The sequence below is a fragment of the Shewanella sp. SP2S2-4 genome (assembly GCF_031932025.1).
In the GTDB taxonomy this organism is placed as follows: Bacteria; Pseudomonadota; Gammaproteobacteria; order Enterobacterales; family Shewanellaceae; genus Shewanella; species Shewanella baltica.
In genome coordinates this window covers 172,129-191,611 of sequence record NZ_JAUOER010000001.1, presented here as the reverse complement: position 1 = coordinate 191,611, position 19,483 = coordinate 172,129, and the positions used below count along the sequence as shown (strand labels likewise).

The window sequence follows — 19,483 nt, the reverse complement described above, 5'->3', positions numbered from 1 at the left end:
GTTTGAACGACCTCAACATCTCTTGACCGAGAGCCAATTTATAGGATGTCCCATGAAGTTAACCCGAGCATTATCTTTAATTTTTGCCCTTGTTGTAGCTCCTCTTGCTCACGCCGCAACAGCGACCTCGCCAGATACCGCTGCTATTAAGCAAAAACTGACTGAGATGTTGGATGTTGAAGTCATTTCTATGCAGGATTCGCCGATTGAGGGTTTGTATCAAGCCATGACTAACCGCGGCGTGCTCTATATTAGTCGTGATGGATCAAAACTGTTCCACGGCAGTTTGTATGACCTAGATAAAGGCATGAAAAACTTAACGGAAGCAGCATTAGCTGGCCCACGTTTAGAAATGATGAAGCCGCTTGAAGACCATATGTTGGTTTACAAAGCTAAAAACGAAAAACACGTGGTCACTGTATTTACCGACGTCAGCTGTGGTTATTGTCGTAAATTGCACAGCCAAATGGCCGATTACAACAAGCTTGGCATTACCGTGCGTTACTTAGCCTTCCCGCGTGCGGGCGTGCCGTCAGCCAACGCCGACGAAATGCAAGCCATCTGGTGTGCTAAAGATCCATTAAAAGCCATGACAGACGCTAAAGCAGGCAGCAAAGTGGCTGCAGCAACATGCGATGCTAAAATTGCCGAGCAATATGCTTTAGGCACCACCTTTGGTGTGAATGGTACGCCGGCAATCGTGTTAGAAGATGGCAATATGATCCCAGGTTATCAACCCCCTGCGGACTTATTACGCACCTTAGAAGCGCGTCAGTAACAGTCAAAATAGTAAAATTTATCCCACGAAAGGTGAGCTTAAGGCTCACCTTTTTGTTATCTTATCGCCACGATTTCATGAGAGTTTGAGTCCCTTGATCCATAAGATAGTCCGTCGCCCAACCGTTGATGATAGCCATTTACCTGCTCATCTTTCGCCGCTATTGAAGCAGCTTTACGCTCGCCGCGGTGCGCTCAGCCACGAATGCGAACTTGTCCTTAAGGGTCTATTAAGACCTGAAACCATGAAAGGCTTACCCGAAGCTGCGGCGCTTATTGCCGATGCCATGCAGGCGAATAAGTCGATTTTGATCGTCGGTGATTTTGATGCCGATGGCGCGACCTCAACCAGCGTATGTATGCTGGCGCTACGGATGATGGGCGCGGTGAAAGTGGATTATTTGATCCCCAATCGCTTCGATTACGGCTACGGCTTAAGCCCTGAAATTGTTGCGGTTGCGGCCTCTAAACAGGCTGAAATGCTGATCACTGTCGATAACGGTATTTCATCGATTGATGGCGTTGCTGCGGCCAAAGCCTTTGGTATGCAAGTGGTGATTACTGACCATCATTTACCCGGACACGAGTTGCCTGCTGCCGATGCGATAGTGAATCCGAACCAACCCGATTGCCCATTCGCGAGTAAATCGATTGCCGGTGTCGGTGTCGCCTTTTATTTGATGACAGCATTAAGGGCTGAACTGCGAACGCGAAACTGGTATCAAACTCGCGCTATTGCTGAGCCTAATTTAGGGACGCTGCTCGATATCGTTGCCCTCGGCACAGTCGCCGATGTGGTATCGCTAGATGCCAATAATCGCATTTTAGTCGAAGCGGGTTTGCAGCGCGTGCGAGCGGGTCGCTGCCGTGTGGGGATTACCGCGCTGCTTGAAGTGGCGAAGCGAAATCCAGCGCGTATTGTGGCATCTGATTTTGGTTTTGCCGTGGGCCCAAGGCTTAATGCCGCAGGCCGGCTGGATGAAATGGCGCTTGGGGTCGAAACCTTACTCTGTGAAGACATGATGCAGGCTCGGCGTATGGCGGCCGAGCTCGATGGGTTAAACCAAGAGCGTCGTGAGCTGGAAGTCGGCATGCAGCAGGAAGCCTTAAAAAGTCTTGAGCACTTAAAGCTAAACGAAGAAGAGTTACCTTGGGGCATTGCGCTATTTCAAGAAGATTGGCACCAAGGCGTCATTGGTATTCTGGCCTCGCGCATTAAAGACAAATACCACAGACCCGTGATCGCCTTTGCCGATGCCGGCAATAACGAAATCAAAGGCTCGGCGCGTTCGATCAAAGGCTTACATATGCGCGACCTACTCGAGCTGGTCAACACGCGCCATCCGGGACTGATTATCAAATTTGGCGGCCATGCGATGGCGGCGGGCTTGTCACTCAAAGCGGGCAGTTTTGCTACCTTTGCTAAAGCCTACGATGACGGCGTGCGTGAACTACTCAAACCTGAACTGCTAACCGGCGAGTTGTGGTCCGATGGTGAACTCACTCCCACAGAACTGAATCTTGAGATGGCCCAGTTACTGCGCAATGCCGGGCCTTGGGGGCAAGCCTTCGAGGAGCCGTTGTTCGATGGCTATTTTAAGGTTATCCAGCAGCGGATAGTCGGTGAGCGCCACCTTAAACTCGTGCTTGAAACCCAGTGCGGTACTGTGATGCTCGATGCGATTGCCTTTAATGTGGATTTACACACTTGGCCCGATGCAACGATTAACCATGCTCGAATTGTTTATAAACTCGATGTGAATGAGTATCGCGGTAATTTCTCGTTGCAATTGATGGTTGAGCAAATCGAAGCCATGTAAACCGGTATCGACAAGGAGTTCAGTTGCAACCGCTACTTTCGTGGGGGCTTTGTATTCGCTAGCTCAATTGGTGTTATTGGCGATGGCTTTTATGTTATTTATGAGTGCGAAAAAAGCCTAAGTTAAATTAATAAGTCGTGCTTACAACAATATTGGGACGAAAAATGGAATACAGAGTCAGCACAGAGCAATCGGAAATGGATTTTGAGGTTATTCATGGCTTTATCAGTAACAGTTATTGGGCGCAGGGCATGCCAAAGGCATTGCTGCGTAAAGCACTAGCCAATAGCCTCTGTTTTGCTGTACTTGATGATGAAGCTAAACAAGTAGCCTTTGGCCGCTTAATAACAGACAAAGCCACCTTCGCCTACCTTGCCGATGTGTTTGTACTTGAGTCGCACCGTGGTTTAGGATTAAGTAAGTTGATGATGGCAGCAATTATGGAACATCCCGAACTGCAAGGACTTAGGCGGATAATGCTCGCCACCCGCGACGCCCATGGACTCTACGCCCAGTTTGGTTTCAACGCGGTCGATACGCCTGAAACCTTAATGCAAATTCGGTTAGAGAATCCCTACCTTTAGGCTAGATTTTATTGACGTAAACTTTAAAAATATCAAGATAAGGACATCTGTTATGACAGGAAAAACTCAGCCAACGACAGTAGCCGATAGCATAAAAGTGAAAGGCCCCGCATCTTATTTCCCTTCTATCGAGAAAACCTATGGTCAGCCGATCGCCCACTGGCTAACGCTTTTGCAAGGTCTTGAAGGTAAAAAACATATGGAAATGGTGGCTTGGCTTAAGGGTGAGCATCAATTCGGTCATGGGCATGCCAATGCGCTGGTGGCATATTTTATTAACGAAAAAAGTCGATAGCGGTACTTAGCTTGACACAATTACAATATGCCTATCTTGCCAGTTTTTCTGTTTCCTCCGCTTTTTTGAATGGGTTACTTGAGGGGCAAGTGCCTTGGGTACGGCTACTTTGCTTAATCTTGTTGCTTTCAACCATGGGATTTGCCTGTTTGTACCATAGTTGAAAGCGTTCGATAAACTCACAAGACTCGAAATAAATTCTCTTAAAAACAAGAAGCCAGCTTGTGCTGACTTCTTAGTTTATGCGGTTAATGTTGCACTATTATGCTGCTTTGGTATCGCTAATTTCTTCATCGCTGTGACGAATCAAGTAATCAAATGCCCCCAGTGATGCGGTCGCGCCGCTGCCCATGGCAATGATAATTTGCTTGAACGGCGTGTCAGTGACATCGCCTGCCGCAAATACCCCAGGGATGGATGTTTGACCGCGGGCATCGACAACGATCTCGCCCCTTGGGGTTAAATCGATAGTGCCCTTCAACCATTCCGCATTCGGCACTAGCCCAATTTGCACAAAGATACCTGCCAGTGCGACATGGTGGCTCTCGCCTGTTGCTCTGTCTGTGTAGTTCAGGCCATTAACCCGAGTACCATCGCCAGTCACTTCTGTGGTCATGGCTTGGGTAATAATCTTGATGTTACCCATAGATGCTGCTTTACGTTGCAGCACATCGTCGGCGCGTAGGGTTTTATCAAACTCCAGCACAGTCACATGTTCTACTATGTTGGCGAGATCGATAGCCGCTTCGATACCTGAGTTACCGCCGCCAATCACCGCCACACGCTTGCCCTTAAATAACGGACCATCGCAATGTGGGCAGTAAGCCACACCTTTGCCGCGGTATTCTTTCTCGCCGGGGACGTTCATTTCACGCCAGCGGGCACCTGTGGCTAACAATACGGTACGGCTACGTAATTTAGCGCCGCTTGCCAGTTCAAGCTCGAACAAGCCATCTGTGCCTAAAGAAACTGCCTTTTGGTTGTCCATGATGTCGACTTCGTAGTCTCGTACATGGGCTTCAAGGTTTGCCACTAGCTTCGGACCTTCGGTCGCTTTGACTGAAATAAAGTTCTCGATACCAACCGTTTCAGCCACTTGTCCGCCAAACTTGTCGGCAACAATACCAGTGCGAAGGCCTTTACGTGCTGCATAAATAGCGGCCGCTGCGCCGGCTGGGCCGCCACCCACCACTAAAACTTCGAATGGGGCTTTTTCATTGATTTCATCGGCCTTGCGGCTTGCGGCATTGGTATCCAACTTATTTAAAATCTCGCCAATGCTGATACGGCCAGCAGCAAACACTTCGCCATTTAAGTAGACAGAAGGCACGGCCATAATGTTTTTGCTGGTTACTTCTTCTTGGAACAGGGCGCCGTCGATCATCACGTTGGTGATATTCGGGTTAATCGCCGCCATCATGTTCAGTGCCTGTACTACGTCTGGGCAGTTTTGGCAGGTCAGTGAGACATAGGTTTCAAAGGAATATTTGCCCGGCAGATTGCGGATCTGCTCGATAATGTCATCGCTGAGTTTGATTGGGTGTCCACCCGTGTGCAGTAAAGCCAACACAAGTGAGGTAAATTCGTGACCCATAGGCAGACCCGCAAAGCTGATTTGCGTATTAAGCTCTGGGTTAATCACTGTCATCGCCGGGGTGCGTTCGCCCTGAGTTTCTTTCAGGCTCACCAGAGAAGATAGGCTGACAATGTCTTGCGCTAAGCTTTTTAATTCTTGAGACTTTTTGCTCTCATCTGCAGACACGACAAGTTCAACTGGTCTCTTGAGGTTTTGCAGATAGGTTTGCAGTTGATTTTTTAAATTCGCATCTAACATGTGATAACTCCAAAATCGCGTAAAAGGGAGAGGTAAGGGGGCCAGTCTAGGCCCTTGCAGGGGCGGGCTTAATCCTTTGCTGCGTGGCGATACAACTGTGTCGGTTGTAACGCCAATCAGCTTGGGACGCTAGACTGGCGGGGTTGACGCTTTGCAGGCTAAATTAGATTTTGCCAACTAGGTCTAAAGACGGTGCTAATGTGTCGTCACCTGGTTGCCATTTAGCTGGGCAAACTTCGCCATCGTGAGTAGCAACATATTGAGCTGCTTGAATTTTACGAACTAGCTCTTGAGCACTACGGCCGATGCCTAAATCGTGAACTTCGCTGACCTTGATTTGGCCTTCTGGGTTAATCACGAAAGTACCACGTAGTGCTAAACCGTCTTCTTCAATCATCACGCCGAAGTTACGGCTGATAGTGCCTGTTGGGTCAGCCAGCATTGGGAAGTTGATCTTCTTGATGGTGTCTGACGTGTCATGCCATGCTTTGTGAGTGAAGTGAGTGTCAGTTGATACTGAGTAAACTTCAACACCCATGCCTTGCAGTTTTTCATAGTGATCAGCCATGTCGCCTAATTCAGTTGGGCAAACAAAGGTAAAATCTGCTGGGTAGAAGAACACAACTGACCATTTACCTAACAGGTCTTGTTCCGTTACAGGAACGAACTCACCATTGTGATAGGCAGTGGCTTTGAATGGTTTGATTGTGCTGTTGATAATTGATTGAGTCATTTTATGCTTCCATTGAGTTGATGATTGCTTAAGTTCATAACAGGACATTTGCTTGCGTCCTGTCGATGTGAAGCATATTACCGACTCGCATAAAATTAAGATAACGGATAAAAACTATTATCCTAATCGATTTAGTCGAATGCTGATGCGATTCGGTCGGACTCAATCGGTTTTTCCACAGCTGCTGCGGACTTGGTGTGATTGGGGTTGGATCTGGATTGTATGCGATGACTTTTCAGTGGATAGGTTGAGCTAAATCTCAGGCATAAAAAAGGGATATCAGTGATATCCCTTTAAGCATAAACTCAGTTAAAACAAAATTTTAGAGAACCTAGAACCTAGAACCTAGAACCTAGAACCTAGAACCTAGAACCTAGTTTTTCTTAGGCTGAGTTAACCAAGTGCTGAGCAAGCGCACGCCGTAACCTGTGGCGCCCGCAGGCACAACGGCGGTATCGGTGGCGGTTAAGGCATTACCCGCGATATCGAGATGCGCCCAAGGCTGTTCGCCTGCAAAGCGTTTTAGGAACATGGCCGCAGAGGAAGCGCCTGCGCTGCCTTCTTTACCTGTGTTTTTCAGATCCGCGATCGTAGACTTAAGCTCATCATCGTAGGCTTGATCTAAGGGAAGACGCCACACTTTCTCGCCAACCTGTTGTCCCGCATAGGTTAACTGTTGAATCAAGGTCTCTGAGTCGGTAAATAATCCCGCATACACGCTGCCGAGTGCGCCAACTTTGGAGCCCGTTAAGGTCGCGACATCGACAATAATAGAAGGTTTATAGTTTTCTCTGGCGTACCAGAGGCCATCGGCCAGCACTAAGCGACCTTCGGCATCGGTATTAAGCACTTCAACGGTGAGCCCTTGGGCTGTTTTAATCACGTCCCCTGGAATCATCGCGTGGCCAGAGACCATGTTCTCCGCCATCGGCATAATCGCCACTAGGTTGATTGGCGCCTTTTGCAGTGCCATGGCTTTAACTGTGCCAAGCACAGTGGCTGCGCCCGCCATATCTGACTTCATTCGCGCTATTGAAGTGCCCGTCGCCTTAATATTGTAACCGCCTGAGTCGAAGGTGATACCTTTACCGACCAGTGCGATTGGCGCGTCTTTGCTGCCCGGCCAATGGGCCACCACTAATTTAGGTGGGCGTTCGCTGCCTTTACCGACTGCTGCTAAGGCGCCCAGTTGTAGGCGTTCAATATCTTTGGCTTCTAATACAGTGACTTTAACGCCGAGGGATTTGAGTTTTCTCGCCTCATTGGCAAAGCTGTCGGGATACATAATGCCCGCGGGCGCGTTGGTGAGATCGCGTGCTAAAAACACACCTGCTTCAACCGCTTGCAGATTTTTATGGTGTTTCTGGTTGCCACTTAAATCATCAACGGCGATTTGGTAGTTCTTCTCGGCGCGAGTATTCGCCTTGAACTGAGTGTAACGATAGCTGCGCAGTTCAATACCGTGGGCAAGCTCTGAGGCAAATAACGGCGCGGTAGTTAAACCTTGGGTAAGCACACGCACTGTGGCTTGGGGAACCGTATCGAGTTTGGCTGCAACATTGCCACCGATTGTATTAATGTCGCCGGGTGTTAAGGTTTTTGCATCGCCAATACCGACCAATAAAACTCGCTTAGCATCGATTTCGCTGGGTACTAAAATCTCAAGAATTTCACCTTGCTTACCGGAAAAGCTGTTATCAGCCGTCGCTAGGTTTAATTGGTCTTGGGTCGACTGAGGTAAAAAATCGATCCCATAGGTAGTAGCATCAGCGCTTTGGAATAGTACTAATGTATCTGAATTCAGTGAGCTACGAGTGTCAAAACTAAAAATCTCGGCGTTAGCATTGAGAGAGTTAAGGCACGCCAGAGCCATAACGCTTAACATAAATTTGTGCTTATTTTTCATGGTGACAGCTCATATCATGGGAGTGTGAGAAGAATATCAAAGCTCAGCCTTAGGGTTAACTAATTTAAGCTATTTTGCTGATATTAATATTAAATCCAAGGCCCAAAGCGTGTCAGTGATCGCTCAAGGGCAAAATCCAATTGTTGCGACAAAGTTTGAGCCTGACTTTTCAGGGCTGAGGTGCCTAAAAGTTGTGGCGATTGGCTGGCAAATATCACCCAATTACCGCCACCAGTGAGGCAAGCATTCACATGGGCAAAGTGCTGTTGTAAGTCAGCCAACAACTCGCGATTTTGGCTATGTTCTTTCCAGCAGTTCAGCACTAAATAACCGTTGGGTTTGATAAGGTTAGTGCATTGCTCAAGGAATACTGGTGAAAGCTGCCCGGTTTCAACACCTTTGGCTGTGTAGATATCGGCAAAAATTACATCGACTTTTTTATGATCGCCTGCGGCTAAAAAGGCGATGGCATCATCATTGATAAGATTGAGCTTTTTACCTATCGGCAGCTGAAAATAGCGCTTAGCTAACTCAATCACCGCGGGGCGTAATTCCACTGCCGTTAACTTTATTGCCGCGTCGAAATTACGTAGAGAGTGAATAATCGAGCCGCCACCTAAGCCTAAGACAATGGCGCTCTTGGGCTTACAAAACAGTAAAACCAACAACATGGCTTGCACATAAGTGTGCTGGGGAATATGGGGTGCCGCCTTGAGGATTTTACTCTGCTCGTCGTTGTCCCCAAAGGACAGGATCCGTGAGTCGTCGTAATCGATTACGCGGATTGGGCCTAGTGCGTCTTGGGTTTCATGTAAGAGGGTAGAATCGGCCATATTGGGTTTATTACTCGGTTTCGCTGCTTGGCTCGCTTGCACAGGCTATAACTGCTCGCGCAAAAAAGTTAGAATTCAGACAGTTTTAGTTAATTGGGCCGCTATTATGACAAATCAAATCCTGCTTGCCTGTATTTATCTTGCAGTGTTTATCTTTTTACAGCGCGCCTTAACCCATTGGGTGAGAAAACTGGCGCAAATGAAGCAAGTTAGTGTGGCGCGGACCAGTTTAGTCACTCGTTTTATCTCTTATGTGATGTTTTTTATTACTCTGTCATTGATGGCGGTCTCGCTCGGGCTGGGCTATCAGGATGTGTCGCTATTTGTGTCATCCGCCTTCGCTGTGATGGGCGTAGCATTAGTCGCCCAGTGGTCGATATTGAGTAACTTAACTGCAGGCGTGCTGATCTTTTTCGTGTTTCCTTACCGTATCGGCGAGCGCATTCGAGTCGTGGATAAGGATGAAGATATTAGCGGCGTGATTATTGAAATCGCGTTATTCCATGTGCTAATCCACCGCGATAACGGCGATACCATTACTTATCCCAATAACTTAATGCTGCAAAAGGCAGTGTTAAAGCTGGCCGATCAAACGCCCTTAGCCGAACGTCAGGCGTTACTCGAAGGCAAGAAGAAGTTTGATCCTGAGTAGTTTGGCTAGCTGCGCAGCGCTACATTGATTATCAAACTGTTGTGAGTGATTGCCGGGGCTCTTAATCCTATTATCTTCTCATTATGTTTGCTTGCTTACTGAGTGTTTACTAACAAATACAGGGGGTTTTATTACATGCCACGCTGTTTTTTTACCTCATACTGTGCTTGAACGCACGGTTTAGTTATTCACTCTGCTTAGACTTCGCCCTTTTGTTTTTAAGGGATAATTCAATGAAATCTAAACTTCTAGCTGTGACTATCGCGGCGGTGTTAACGACTCAATTAACGGCCTGTATGGGGCAAATGGGTTTAAGCCAAATGGTGACTAAGGGAAATTTAAGTGCAGTGGATAACCGTTATGGTCGTGCTGGGCTGTTTATTCTATTGAGCCCGATTTATGGCATTGCGGCTACAGGCGATTTGTTTATCGTGAATACTATCGAGTTTTGGACGGGTAAAAATCCCATTACCGATAAATCTCCTGCCGTGGTAGATATGCCCGTCGATGCTATTTTCAAGCTTAACTCCCATGTAAGTGATGAGCTAAAGTCAGCCCCTGTAAAACTCACACAGGCACAAATTACCTATCCTGATGAACAAACCGTCGCTATGACCTTAGCCTATGAAGACGGCAGCACCCAGTTATTAGCGGGCCGTCAATCCGGTGATGATGTAGATTTCTTTCTTGATGATATTTTTATTGCCCGTGTTAGCAATCAAGAATTAGTTGCCTATAGCGAAAGTCGCTTGCTGGATGCTGAGGTAAACCCTGCAGCTTAAGGCGATTAGCTGAAGCCCAATTTGTTATTGGGTATCAAAATTAGCGATTTTATTCCAGCCCCTCAATAGGGGCTTTATTCTCCATAGGCCGATGTAAGACCGTATTTAGCCATTTAACCAATGCTAAATCGATAGCGCTTGAGTACCAGATTCTCAACAACCCAATACAGGCCTGATAGGGATAACAACAAGGTCAGTATGCCAAACAGCCAGCTAAAGGGATTGTTGAAGCTGCCTTGATTGAGGTAATCCATAAAGTGCAATTTAAACATCAAGTCGGCGATGTCTGTGTGGTCATTTTTATGGCCAACTAATTCACCATTAACCGCATTGATGTATATCCGCGTCGACAGCTCATCATCCATAGCTATTTGCCACAGTGAATTGCACTGGGATGGCCACTCGCTAATGGGGGCTGAAATTTGCTTAACTTGAGTAATCTTGCCTGGCCCGGAGTAACTTTCAAGCGCCAGTTGTTGTGCGCTTTGTTTATCAATGAGTAAGACATTGCCTGTATAAGCATCAATCAAGGTTTGCTGTTGGCACTGGTGTGCATAGCGCTGCACCTTTGCATTGAGTACATAAACGGGCTTACCCGCAAGCGCCACTAATGTCAGGCTTTCTACTTGAGTATGCTTAGCCAGCAAAGGGGCGATATCCACAAGCTTTTGTGGCTCAAACGTTTGCCTTTGCGGCTCAGGATGATGGCTCTGTTGGTACTCCATTCCCTTGAGTTCATCATGGGGCGTCAAATTGAAATAGACCCCAGTAACAAGCCAAAGTAGCAGTTGAATGCTAACTATGGCACCGAGCCAATAGTGAGCGATTTTGACCCAGCGTTTGAAGCGTTTACTTTGAGGCTTAGGTTTATGTTTAGATTTAAGTTTCGGCATCATCTCAGATACTTCCTTCTGCGTTGCCAAAGTAAAACAAAGCCGGCTAACACAGCCACAATAGAGATTAGAGCCGTACTCAGTAGCAGAAGATTGTCGATGGCTTCACCTTCGTCGTAATCCATAATGTGCCATTTCCAAAAGAGATCGAATAAACGCCAATAGTCATGTCTGCGCGTGACTAACTCACCCGTCGTCGCTGACAGATAAAGGCTTGTGGCAGCGCTATCGTTAAAATCCATTCTCCAAACGGGCAAGTATCGCGGCGCTAATTCCGCAGGGGCGATATCGGTGAGCAGGGTAGCACTAACAAGCTTAGCCTCGACGGCTAAAGAGCCGTGATGCTGATAGTTTGAAGCTATTATTCGGGCTTGTTTCTCCGTTATTGAAGGCAATAACTCACCCGAATCTGCGTTCACGAGAATGGACTTATCGCTCAGTTTAATCCGGTAGTAGAGGGTATCTGTGACTGAGGTTAACGTGATTGCTTGAGCCTTGGGGAAACGTTCATAAACCGCTGCCATTGAGTAATGGATCTGACTGGGATCGATATGCCGTGAGTCTTGCTCTTTAATATGATCGCCACGGATAAACCCAAGATCCATTAAGACGAAATAGCTGCCTGTGACTGACCAGATCCCAATCGGCAGTACCAGCAATAGCATCAACCATCTGTGCAGAAAGTGCGCCGATGAGACTCGTTTAAATGTGTTAACCCGCTTCAAGTTGATGACTCACCTTTTATTTAATTTAGCCAGCTTGCTTAAGGGGATTGCCCCCTTAAGCCCAAAGCACTACAGAACCCATTTCATCCCGACATAGTAACGACGTCCCATTAGGTCGTACGTCATAGTGTTGGTATTACCGTCGGTAAAGCTTTGATGATATGGCGCTGGTTTGTCGAACAGATTATCGATACCTGCTGTGAACGCAATATTGTTGTCCATTTGATAATGAACCTGTGCGTTATGGTAAGTGAGCGCATCAACTGAGTCACCTATCTCTGCGGCATTGGCATATTGATCATCCGCCGCGCCAATATACTGAATGTTGTAGCTAAAGCGCCAATTGTCATTAGTGACATCAAAATAGAGGTTTGAGCGCCATTTGGTGTAGCTACCATCATAACCTATGGTGCCTGCTCTAGATTCAACGGGGGCACCGGCGTAGGTTTGCAGATCGTATTGATCTAAATAGCTCAGCTCCCAAGTCGTATTAGTCACAACGTTGCCCATCTCTTTCTGGTAAAACATCGCCATATCAACACCTGAAACCACTTCGTTAGCGGCGTTGCCCAGTTGTGTTTGTAAATAGGTGATGTTGCCTGTCATTGCGTCCCGCACAAAGTGTTCGTCGCTACAGAAAGGATGCGTCATCCCTTTGCTGTCGTAACAGGCGGCTAATTTGCTCGAACCATTGACTGAGTTAATGGCGTTATCAATCTCAATTTTGTAGTAATCGAGCGTGATATTGAGCCCTTCAATAAACCCCAGATCCCAAACAATACCCGCAGTAAAGGTATTGGCTTCTTCTGGTTCAAGTTCAGCATTGCCACCACGGTCGGTTAATATTGTGCCTTCTTGCTTATAATTCGTTGGCACGTTTGATGCCATACAATTAGCGTATCGATTCGAGCTAGGGTCGAGCTTAACCCACTCGCTACAAGGATCTGTGGTATTCATGGAGCCTTGATCTATGCCGCCAAACAACTCAGGAATATTCGGTACTCTGAATGCCGTAGATCGCGTGGCCCGCAGAGTCACTGCGTCATTGACGACCCACAGCAGTCCCATTTTATAATTGGTATCGCCACCGAAGGTATCAAAATAGGAATATCGCAACGCCGCTGTTAATTCGACCGACTTAGCAAATGGCTGGTCGCTTAAAATAGGTAACAAGGCTTCAAGATAGATTTCGTCGGCAGTGTAACGACCATCAATCGGATCTTGCTGGGCTGTGTTTGCTTCACCACTGATTTTAAGTGGGTCGGGATCATTCCATCCTTTCTCGTTTCTGTGCTCTAGTCCTGCAGCAAAACTCATCATGCCCGCGGGTAACTGCCATAGAGCGCCTGTGATATTTGTCGTGAGACTAAACTGCTCATTACCGCCGCTATCACGCATGTTAAACAGGAAATAGTCCAGCATTTCAGGTGTGAGTGAGCCAGCTCCCCAAAAGTCTGCGCAAGGGACATTGGGATCAAAATGACAACTGCTATAGTCAGTCGCCTCGGCAAGACGAGCCTTATTAATGACATTGGTCACTTCATAGGAACCACGGTTACTGCCGAAGTTAACTGCGGCATCCCATTGCCAACCGTTATCTAAATCCCTTCTAAAACCTGTCACTAAGCGCCAAGTATCCGCTTGAATATTAAATTGTCGGGGCGCTTCTGCCAGTCTACGACTCTGGAGTAGAAAGTCTGCATCGGTCGGGTTTGACTCATGCCAAGCAGGAATGACTATTCCAGACACCGATTGCGGGGTAGCGGGTAATTGTGAGCTACGGTGAGTGTACATAGCTTCAGCAAACACTTGGCTGCTTGCCGTTAAGTCATATTCGCCGTAGGCAAAAAGATTGACTCGCTCGTTAGGTTGAACCGCATTAAAATACTGATAAGTATTGTCTTTATGGCTGCTTGTGTAAGGGGTGCTTCCTGTTGGTAATAGCATTATCGGATCGCCGATTGGATTACCATTGGTATCAATGAAATGGCCTCTGCCTCCCGGCAGCGCCGAGCTACCGCCACACACTAGCTCACCATTCACTTCCTCAAGCGGACAAGGTGCGCGACTCAGCATATCGACGGCTTGGGTTTTATCGTAACTCATCGCCACATATGCACTGCCACCCTCACCTATATGACCGAGGGCAAGGTCGAGCTTGTACTGTTCACCATCATTTTGCTCGGTTATGCCCGTTCGCGCTTGAAACTCAACCCCTTCGATTTGTTGCCGAGTGATGATATTGACCACGCCAGCAACCGCGTCGGCACCATAAATGGCGGATGCACCATCTTTTAATACCTCGATTCGTTCAACCACGCTAATGGGAATAGTATTAAGATCCACGGAGGAGTTTGCCCCAGTGCCACTGTTCAGCATACGTCGACCATTGAGCAGTACGAGTGTGCGATTCACCCCTAATCCGCGCAGATTAACTTGGGTTGAACCATAGCCACCTTCAGTCCAATAGGCATTCGTTTGATTACCCGCAAACCCCGCAGAGGCTGTCATTCTTTGCAGCAATACCTCAACCGAGGTGGCACCGGTTTTCTCGATATCTTGCGCGGTAAAAACGGTCATAGGCGCGGTGGAAGCCATCTCTTCCCTTTGAATTCGGCTCCCTGTAATGGCAATCCTTTCGATAGCCGTGGGAGTCGATACTTGAGGTTTAATGGCAGATGCTGGCAACATTGCTTCAGTTTCGGCTTCGGCTGCTATCCCTGAAAAAGTGGCCATGCTTGCAAGGGATATTGCCATTGAAGTCATTACTGCGGAGCGGGTCATAATAAGCCTATGAAAGGTTTGTTTAAATAATGGTATGTTTTATATAGGATTAAGTGGGTATCTCAATAAAAACTCAACGACCTGCGACACTGTGTCACACCCCTAATGCGCGGTTTATAATAAAGTGCTGATATAATCGTCGCTCACTAAGGGTTTGGAAGTTCAACCATGTGTGCCTGAGCGTGTTTTTTGTTTTACAGATATGATGATTCGGCATGGTGTAAATGGGAGGATAAGAGCATGCAAGCGCAAGTGCAGAACAAGTTTGAACGCTATCCTGAGCATATAACGCCCTTGCTATTACGGATCCGAACCTTGGTTTTTGCGATTGCTGAAGCGCAGGATTTAGGTGCGGTGGAAGAGAGCTTAAAATGGGGCGAGCCGAGTTATTCAGTTAAAAATGGCAGTACAGTAAGATTTGACTGGAAGCCAAAATATCCCGAACAATACTACCTATTCTTTAATTGTAAAACCAAGCTGGTTGATACATTTCGAGAGCTACATTCCCATGCGCTGCAGTTTGAAGGGAATCGAGCCATAGTGTTAAGTATCCATGATCCTCTGCCAGAATTCGCAATTTCCCAATGTATTGAATTATCGTTGAAATACAAAAGTATCAAACATCTACCTTTGTTAGGTGCGTAAACCGACTGGGAACCAACTTGACAGAAGCTGTAGCACCTAAATCTTAGTTAAGGTGCTACCTGTTTGCGGTAACGAAGCAGACTTATTTTTTGTCGATTGATTTGACAAAAAATTGCAGTCTTGGATAGTTAAATCCAGCGTTACCTTTGATTGAAAAATATAACAACACAGCACAAATCGCGAAATATATCCCAATATCAATGGCTGAAAGCATCGCAGAATTGATTTGTTGGCCAGTCGCAAGCAACAGGCTTACACTGAGTATTCCAGCTAGTCATCTAAAAATACGCTCTCTCATATTCACTTCCTTGTTGTTTATTTAACTCTTCTATCGCAACACTCGCTGAAAAAATGCCGTCGCTTGTAAGTACATTTGCAGTGCGAGTGCAGGATCGTATCTATCGCCTTCATCACGCATAAAGGCGTGTTGAGCGTTGACTTCAAGCCAAGTGAAATTACGGTTCAGCGCCATTAATTGCTGGTGGATTAACACTCGGCCTTCCGCCGATACATGGGGATCTTGCTTACCAAACACTAACACTAATTCCCCTTGAATATCACCGCTGCGGCTCAGAGAGTCATTGCCGTAGGCGCAGGGCAGGGTGTTGGAGTGAATGTCGGTTGGATAGAGGCAAAATGCACCTAAAATAGCGGGGTTGAGTGCGGCGCGGTAGGCTAAGTGGCCGCCGATACACACGCCCATACTGCCCACTTTGCCATTGCAGTAAGCTTGTTGATGGGCAAAGTCGACTAATGCTTGGGTGTCGCTGTCGTGGTGTTCTAAAGGTTTAGCAAACTTATCGGCGTTGCCTTTGTCTTTACCCGGTTCATCGTAGGCGAGCACTGTGCCTAAAGGATTGAGTTCATGGAATACTTCCGGCACAAATACCACAAAACCGTGGCCAGCAAGAATTGTCGCAGCGCGTGCAATAGGTGCCGTTTGCTGAAATATTTCGGAATAAAAGATGATGCTTGGGAATTGCCCCTGTGCTTCTGGGCGGTAGATATAAGTGCGCATTAGCCCTGAAGGCGTGGAGATATCCTGAGTTTCCTGAGTGGCTAGCATATTGAGGTTCTCTCTGTGAGGCTTCAAACGTTGAAGCCTCACTGTAGCAGTCAGGATTTTATCTGTCAGTTAAAACAATTCGTTACCTGAGAGTTCCCCTGCACATAACGCTTTTACATTGCTCAAGGTTGTTTGGGCGATGGCGCCTAAGGCTTCTTCAGTGAGGAAGGCTTGGTGACCAGTAAAAATCACGTTATGGCAGGCAGATAATCGACGGAATACATCGTCTTGAATGATTTCATTCGATTTGTCTTCGAAAAATAAGCCTTTTTCGTTTTCGTACACATCGAGTCCGAGTGAACCTATTTGGCCGAGTTTTAAGGCTTCCATCGCATCAAAGGCATTGAGTAAACCACCGCGACTGGTGTTGATCACCATGACGCCGGGTTTCATCTTGGCGAAGCTGGCTTGGTTGAGTAAATGGCGGTTATCGGCCGTGAGCGGGCAATGCAAGCTGATGATATCGCTGTTGGCATAAATCGCATCGAGATCTTGATATTCAACATCTAGCGCAACAACCGCTGGATTGATAAAGGGATCGTAGGCGATGACTTTACAGCCAAAACCGAGCAAGACTTTAATGGTGGCCACGCCGATTTTACCCGTACCAATTACGCCGACGGTTTTGCCGAACATGTTAAAGCCGACTAACCCCTCGAGGGAGAAGTTGGCATCGCGGGTGCGTTGGTAGGCTTTGTGGATTTTGCGATTCAGCGTCAACATCAGCGCGACTGTGTGTTCGGCCACGGATTCAGGAGAATAAGCGGGCACATTGACGACTTGCATGCCTAAGCTTTTAGCGGCAACTAAATCGACGTTGTTAAAGCCAGCGCAGCGCATGGCGATAATTTTTGTGCCACCCTTAGCGAGTTCGACAAGGACTTCTTCACAGAGTGAATCGTTAACGAAGGCACAAACGATTTCAAACCCTTCAGCAAGTTTCACTGTTTGCATGCAAAGGCGATAATCGAAATACTCAATTTGTGCACCAAACGCGGCATTTGTGCGGTTAAAATGCTGCATGTCGTAATGTTTTGCGCTAAAGAATCCAATTCTCATTTCAGTCACCTAACGGATTTTGATGTAGTTATCAGCCAAAGAGTGTAAGTGAGTTAGGGCTTTTTGTCCTTAGCCTTAGAAAATTGACTATTAAAAGAGTGAGCTTTGTCATCAATTAGCTAAAACGCTTGATAAAAAAAGCGAGCCCTGATGGCTCGCTTATGGATTGACTAGCAGTGCTTGAGTTATTCAAGCTAGGGCTCTCATATTTAAACCGTGCTTTGAGAGCCAAGGGTTAGTCCGTTAACCCTTATACGGTTTGTGACTAGTGATCTTTAGCGAATTTAGCCGCTTCAGCACCGGCGATACGGCCGTAGGTCACAATGTCAGATACTGCGTTACCGCCAAGACGGTTAGCACCGTGAACCCCGCCAGTCACTTCACCTGCAGCATATAAGCCTTGGATTGGTTTACCGGTTTTTTCGCTCTTCACTTCGGCTTTAGTATCAATCACAACACCACCCATAGTGTGGTGAACAGCAGGTGCGATTTCTAATGCGTAGAAAGGTGCTACTGCTAATTCGCGTGGTAGGTTTGGACGTTCAAATTGCGCATCTTTACCTGATTTCACGAAACCGTTGTATGCCGTGATGGTTTTCGCCAGTTCAGCGGCGGGCACATCGATTTGTTTTGCTAACTCTTCGACGGTTTTGCCTTCTTTAACAATGTTCAGATGTACATATCCTTCAATCGCTTTTAAGCTCTTACGGATTGAGTCATCGAATACCAAATAAGCGCTTTCGCCTTTTTGTTGCAGAATCGCGGCAGACGCTTTATCACGGGTCGTGATTTCGTTCATAAAGCGGTTACCTTCACGGTTTACCACGATAGCACCGTTGCCACGTACCGCTTCGGTGATCATTACGCCACCCGCTGGTGAGTATGTTGGGTGAGCTTGAATGAACTCTAAATCGCGAGTTGCTGCGCCTGCTTGCAGTGCCACGTCTAAGCCGTCACCGGTTGCACCTGGGTGGTTAGTGGCTTTAAAGCCTTTTAACTTAGGATCGTATTTAGCTACGCGGTCGTTGTTTTTCGCAAAACCACCGGCAGCAATAACCACTGCATCGGCTTTGATTATGTAGTAGCCAGTGTATTCGCCTTTAACGAGTACGCCAGTCACATTGCCTTTCGCATCTTCAATAATACGGACAACACGGCTGTTTAAGCGGATGTCAGTACCACGTTTGATTGCGTTGTCCCACAGCACTTGCGCAACGTGTGCACCTACGCCAGCGCCACCGGTTGGACGGTGACTACGGTTAACACTTGCGCCACCCATACGACCTACGTCAGTCATATCGGCACCCATAGAGGTTAACCAATCGATAGAGTCAGACGAGTTATTCGCAAGCACTTTAACAAGCTCAGGATCGTTAATGTTACGGCCACCTTTCATGGTGTCGTCGATCATGATTTGTTTCTTATCTTCAATACCTAACTTAGCTTGCGCCTTCGTTTCGGCAGCGTTCATACCGCCAGCAGCCAGTTTAGTGTTACCACCTGGGACAGGTTCTTTTTCGAGCAGGATTACTTTTGCGCCAGCATCACGGGCTGATACTGCAGCAGCAAGGCCCGCACCACCTGAACCGATAATAACCACATCAGTGGTTTCTTTTACGCCAGCAGCAATGGCTTTATCTTGTGCCGCTTTGTCAGCATCAACAGGAACAAACTTACGTTCCCACTTGCCGCCGTAAGGCATATCGAAGCCGAAGCTGTGGCAAGCATCGCAATAGGCGACTGATTTTTCATGACCTTTATGGCAGCTCGTACAAGCAATTTCGCCAATCAAGTGAGATTTATGGGGTGAGACTTTGTCTTTAGGTGCGGCGGCGGCCAGTTCTTTTAAATCGCCGTGGCAGCTAACGCATTGGGCATTTTCATGGCTAAGGTTGTCATCACTGACGCCACCTTTGTCTGAGACGTGGCAGCTGTCGCAACTGCCCATTTCACCGTGAAAATCGGCTAGCACTTCTGGTGCAGCATAGGCAGTTCCTGCCATTGCGCCAGAGATCAGCATGGCTAGTGCTGTTTTTTGAATCTTTCTTGTGAACATGGTAGTTCCTCCGCCGTACATTCATCTACTTAATAAGGG

At 47.2% G+C, this 19,483-nt stretch carries 17 protein-coding genes; 7 read left to right on the top strand and 10 right to left on the bottom strand.

Going from position 1 to position 19,483, the window contains the following annotated elements:
• Positions 1-52: 52 nt before the first annotated feature.
• From dsbC to Q4Q54_RS00850, 4 genes are all read left to right on the top strand, one after another.
• Positions 53-778, top strand: a complete 726-nt coding sequence (gene dsbC, locus Q4Q54_RS00865; protein ID WP_006080352.1) for a bifunctional protein-disulfide isomerase/oxidoreductase DsbC — start codon at positions 53-55, stop codon at positions 776-778.
• Positions 779-872: 94 nt separating this feature from the next.
• Positions 873-2,597: a single-stranded-DNA-specific exonuclease RecJ gene (gene recJ / locus Q4Q54_RS00860; RefSeq protein ID WP_311987256.1), complete on the top strand. Its 1,725-nt coding sequence runs from the start codon at positions 873-875 to the stop codon at positions 2,595-2,597.
• A gap of 164 nt (positions 2,598-2,761) precedes the next feature.
• Positions 2,762-3,181 carry a GNAT family N-acetyltransferase gene (locus Q4Q54_RS00855; RefSeq protein ID WP_106651498.1) on the top strand — a complete coding sequence of 140 codons (420 nt, stop codon included), beginning with the start codon at positions 2,762-2,764 and terminating at the stop codon, positions 3,179-3,181.
• A 52-nt stretch (positions 3,182-3,233) separates the two neighbouring features.
• Positions 3,234-3,476, top strand: coding sequence for a DUF4287 domain-containing protein (locus Q4Q54_RS00850; RefSeq protein ID WP_311987254.1), 243 nt, complete (start codon positions 3,234-3,236; stop codon positions 3,474-3,476).
• Between the two features lie 262 nt (positions 3,477-3,738).
• On the opposite strand, the gene ahpF is transcribed toward Q4Q54_RS00850, so the two are convergent.
• The 4 genes from ahpF to Q4Q54_RS00830 form a co-directional block, all read right to left on the bottom strand.
• Complete coding sequence (gene ahpF, locus Q4Q54_RS00845) at positions 3,739-5,310, bottom strand: alkyl hydroperoxide reductase subunit F (RefSeq protein WP_311987252.1); 1,572 nt, start codon at positions 5,308-5,310, stop codon at positions 3,739-3,741.
• A 163-nt stretch (positions 5,311-5,473) separates the two neighbouring features.
• Positions 5,474-6,043 carry an alkyl hydroperoxide reductase subunit C gene (gene ahpC, locus Q4Q54_RS00840; RefSeq protein ID WP_063884140.1) on the bottom strand — a complete coding sequence of 190 codons (570 nt, stop codon included), beginning with the start codon at positions 6,041-6,043 and terminating at the stop codon, positions 5,474-5,476.
• A gap of 373 nt (positions 6,044-6,416) precedes the next feature.
• Positions 6,417-7,949: a leucyl aminopeptidase gene (locus Q4Q54_RS00835; RefSeq protein WP_311987248.1), complete on the bottom strand. Its 1,533-nt coding sequence runs from the start codon at positions 7,947-7,949 to the stop codon at positions 6,417-6,419.
• A gap of 89 nt (positions 7,950-8,038) precedes the next feature.
• A complete protein-coding gene (locus Q4Q54_RS00830; RefSeq protein WP_107950309.1) occupies positions 8,039-8,782 on the bottom strand; it encodes a spermidine synthase in 744 nt (247 codons plus the stop codon).
• Positions 8,783-8,888: 106 nt separating this feature from the next.
• On the opposite strand from Q4Q54_RS00830, the gene Q4Q54_RS00825 reads away from it, so the two are divergent.
• Both Q4Q54_RS00825 and Q4Q54_RS00820 read left to right on the top strand, forming a co-directional pair.
• Positions 8,889-9,434, top strand: a complete 546-nt coding sequence (locus tag Q4Q54_RS00825; RefSeq protein WP_106651494.1) for a mechanosensitive ion channel family protein — start codon at positions 8,889-8,891, stop codon at positions 9,432-9,434.
• A gap of 233 nt (positions 9,435-9,667) precedes the next feature.
• Positions 9,668-10,216, top strand: coding sequence for a DUF3332 domain-containing protein (locus Q4Q54_RS00820; protein ID WP_311987246.1), 549 nt, complete (start codon positions 9,668-9,670; stop codon positions 10,214-10,216).
• Positions 10,217-10,329: 113 nt separating this feature from the next.
• Here the strand turns inward: Q4Q54_RS00820 and Q4Q54_RS00815 are convergent, their stop codons facing one another.
• From Q4Q54_RS00815 to Q4Q54_RS00805, 3 genes are all read right to left on the bottom strand, one after another.
• Positions 10,330-11,112 carry a PepSY domain-containing protein gene (locus Q4Q54_RS00815; RefSeq protein ID WP_311987244.1) on the bottom strand — a complete coding sequence of 261 codons (783 nt, stop codon included), beginning with the start codon at positions 11,110-11,112 and terminating at the stop codon, positions 10,330-10,332.
• Complete coding sequence (locus Q4Q54_RS00810) at positions 11,109-11,774, bottom strand: peptidase (protein WP_311987457.1); 666 nt, start codon at positions 11,772-11,774, stop codon at positions 11,109-11,111. Before Q4Q54_RS00810 ends, Q4Q54_RS00815 begins: the two co-directional genes overlap by 4 nt.
• A 129-nt stretch (positions 11,775-11,903) precedes the next feature.
• Positions 11,904-14,618, bottom strand: coding sequence for a TonB-dependent receptor (locus Q4Q54_RS00805; RefSeq protein ID WP_311987242.1), 2,715 nt, complete (start codon positions 14,616-14,618; stop codon positions 11,904-11,906).
• Between the two features lie 240 nt (positions 14,619-14,858).
• Between Q4Q54_RS00805 and Q4Q54_RS00800 the strand changes: the two genes are divergently transcribed.
• Positions 14,859-15,263: a DUF1801 domain-containing protein gene (locus Q4Q54_RS00800; RefSeq protein WP_311987241.1), complete on the top strand. Its 405-nt coding sequence runs from the start codon at positions 14,859-14,861 to the stop codon at positions 15,261-15,263.
• 328 nt (positions 15,264-15,591) lie between these two features.
• Here Q4Q54_RS00800 and Q4Q54_RS00795 read toward each other — a convergent pair whose 3' ends face one another.
• The 3 genes from Q4Q54_RS00795 to fccA form a co-directional block, all read right to left on the bottom strand.
• Positions 15,592-16,329, bottom strand: coding sequence for a dienelactone hydrolase family protein (locus tag Q4Q54_RS00795; RefSeq protein WP_311899799.1), 738 nt, complete (start codon positions 16,327-16,329; stop codon positions 15,592-15,594).
• A gap of 69 nt (positions 16,330-16,398) precedes the next feature.
• A complete protein-coding gene (locus tag Q4Q54_RS00790) occupies positions 16,399-17,388 on the bottom strand; it encodes a 2-hydroxyacid dehydrogenase (RefSeq protein WP_311987239.1) in 990 nt (329 codons plus the stop codon).
• 265 nt (positions 17,389-17,653) lie between these two features.
• Entirely contained in the window at positions 17,654-19,444 is a 1,791-nt protein-coding gene (fccA, locus tag Q4Q54_RS00785) for a fumarate reductase flavoprotein subunit FccA (RefSeq protein WP_311987237.1), read from the bottom strand.
• Positions 19,445-19,483 lie beyond the last annotated feature (39 nt).

Bases quoted from the DNA above. Each gene is read 5' to 3' on its own strand.
- dsbC (WP_006080352.1), top strand. From the start codon at position 53: ATGAAGTTAACCCGAGCATTATCTTTAATTTTTGCCCTTGTTGTAGCT.
- Q4Q54_RS00855 (WP_106651498.1), top strand. From the start codon at position 2,762: ATGGAATACAGAGTCAGCACAGAGCAATCGGAAATGGATTTTGAGGTT.
- Q4Q54_RS00850 (WP_311987254.1), top strand. From the start codon at position 3,234: ATGACAGGAAAAACTCAGCCAACGACAGTAGCCGATAGCATAAAAGTG.
- ahpF (WP_311987252.1), bottom strand. From the start codon at position 5,310: ATGTTAGATGCGAATTTAAAAAATCAACTGCAAACCTATCTGCAAAAC.
- ahpC (WP_063884140.1), bottom strand. From the start codon at position 6,043: ATGACTCAATCAATTATCAACAGCACAATCAAACCATTCAAAGCCACT.
- Q4Q54_RS00835 (WP_311987248.1), bottom strand. From the start codon at position 7,949: ATGAAAAATAAGCACAAATTTATGTTAAGCGTTATGGCTCTGGCGTGC.
- Q4Q54_RS00830 (WP_107950309.1), bottom strand. From the start codon at position 8,782: ATGGCCGATTCTACCCTCTTACATGAAACCCAAGACGCACTAGGCCCA.
- Q4Q54_RS00825 (WP_106651494.1), top strand. From the start codon at position 8,889: ATGACAAATCAAATCCTGCTTGCCTGTATTTATCTTGCAGTGTTTATC.
- Q4Q54_RS00820 (WP_311987246.1), top strand. From the start codon at position 9,668: ATGAAATCTAAACTTCTAGCTGTGACTATCGCGGCGGTGTTAACGACT.
- Q4Q54_RS00815 (WP_311987244.1), bottom strand. From the start codon at position 11,112: ATGATGCCGAAACTTAAATCTAAACATAAACCTAAGCCTCAAAGTAAA.
- Q4Q54_RS00810 (WP_311987457.1), bottom strand. From the start codon at position 11,774: ATGCTATTGCTGGTACTGCCGATTGGGATCTGGTCAGTCACAGGCAGC.
- Q4Q54_RS00805 (WP_311987242.1), bottom strand. From the start codon at position 14,618: ATGACCCGCTCCGCAGTAATGACTTCAATGGCAATATCCCTTGCAAGC.
- Q4Q54_RS00800 (WP_311987241.1), top strand. From the start codon at position 14,859: ATGCAAGCGCAAGTGCAGAACAAGTTTGAACGCTATCCTGAGCATATA.
- Q4Q54_RS00795 (WP_311899799.1), bottom strand. From the start codon at position 16,329: ATGCTAGCCACTCAGGAAACTCAGGATATCTCCACGCCTTCAGGGCTA.
- Q4Q54_RS00790 (WP_311987239.1), bottom strand. From the start codon at position 17,388: ATGAGAATTGGATTCTTTAGCGCAAAACATTACGACATGCAGCATTTT.
- fccA (WP_311987237.1), bottom strand. From the start codon at position 19,444: ATGTTCACAAGAAAGATTCAAAAAACAGCACTAGCCATGCTGATCTCT.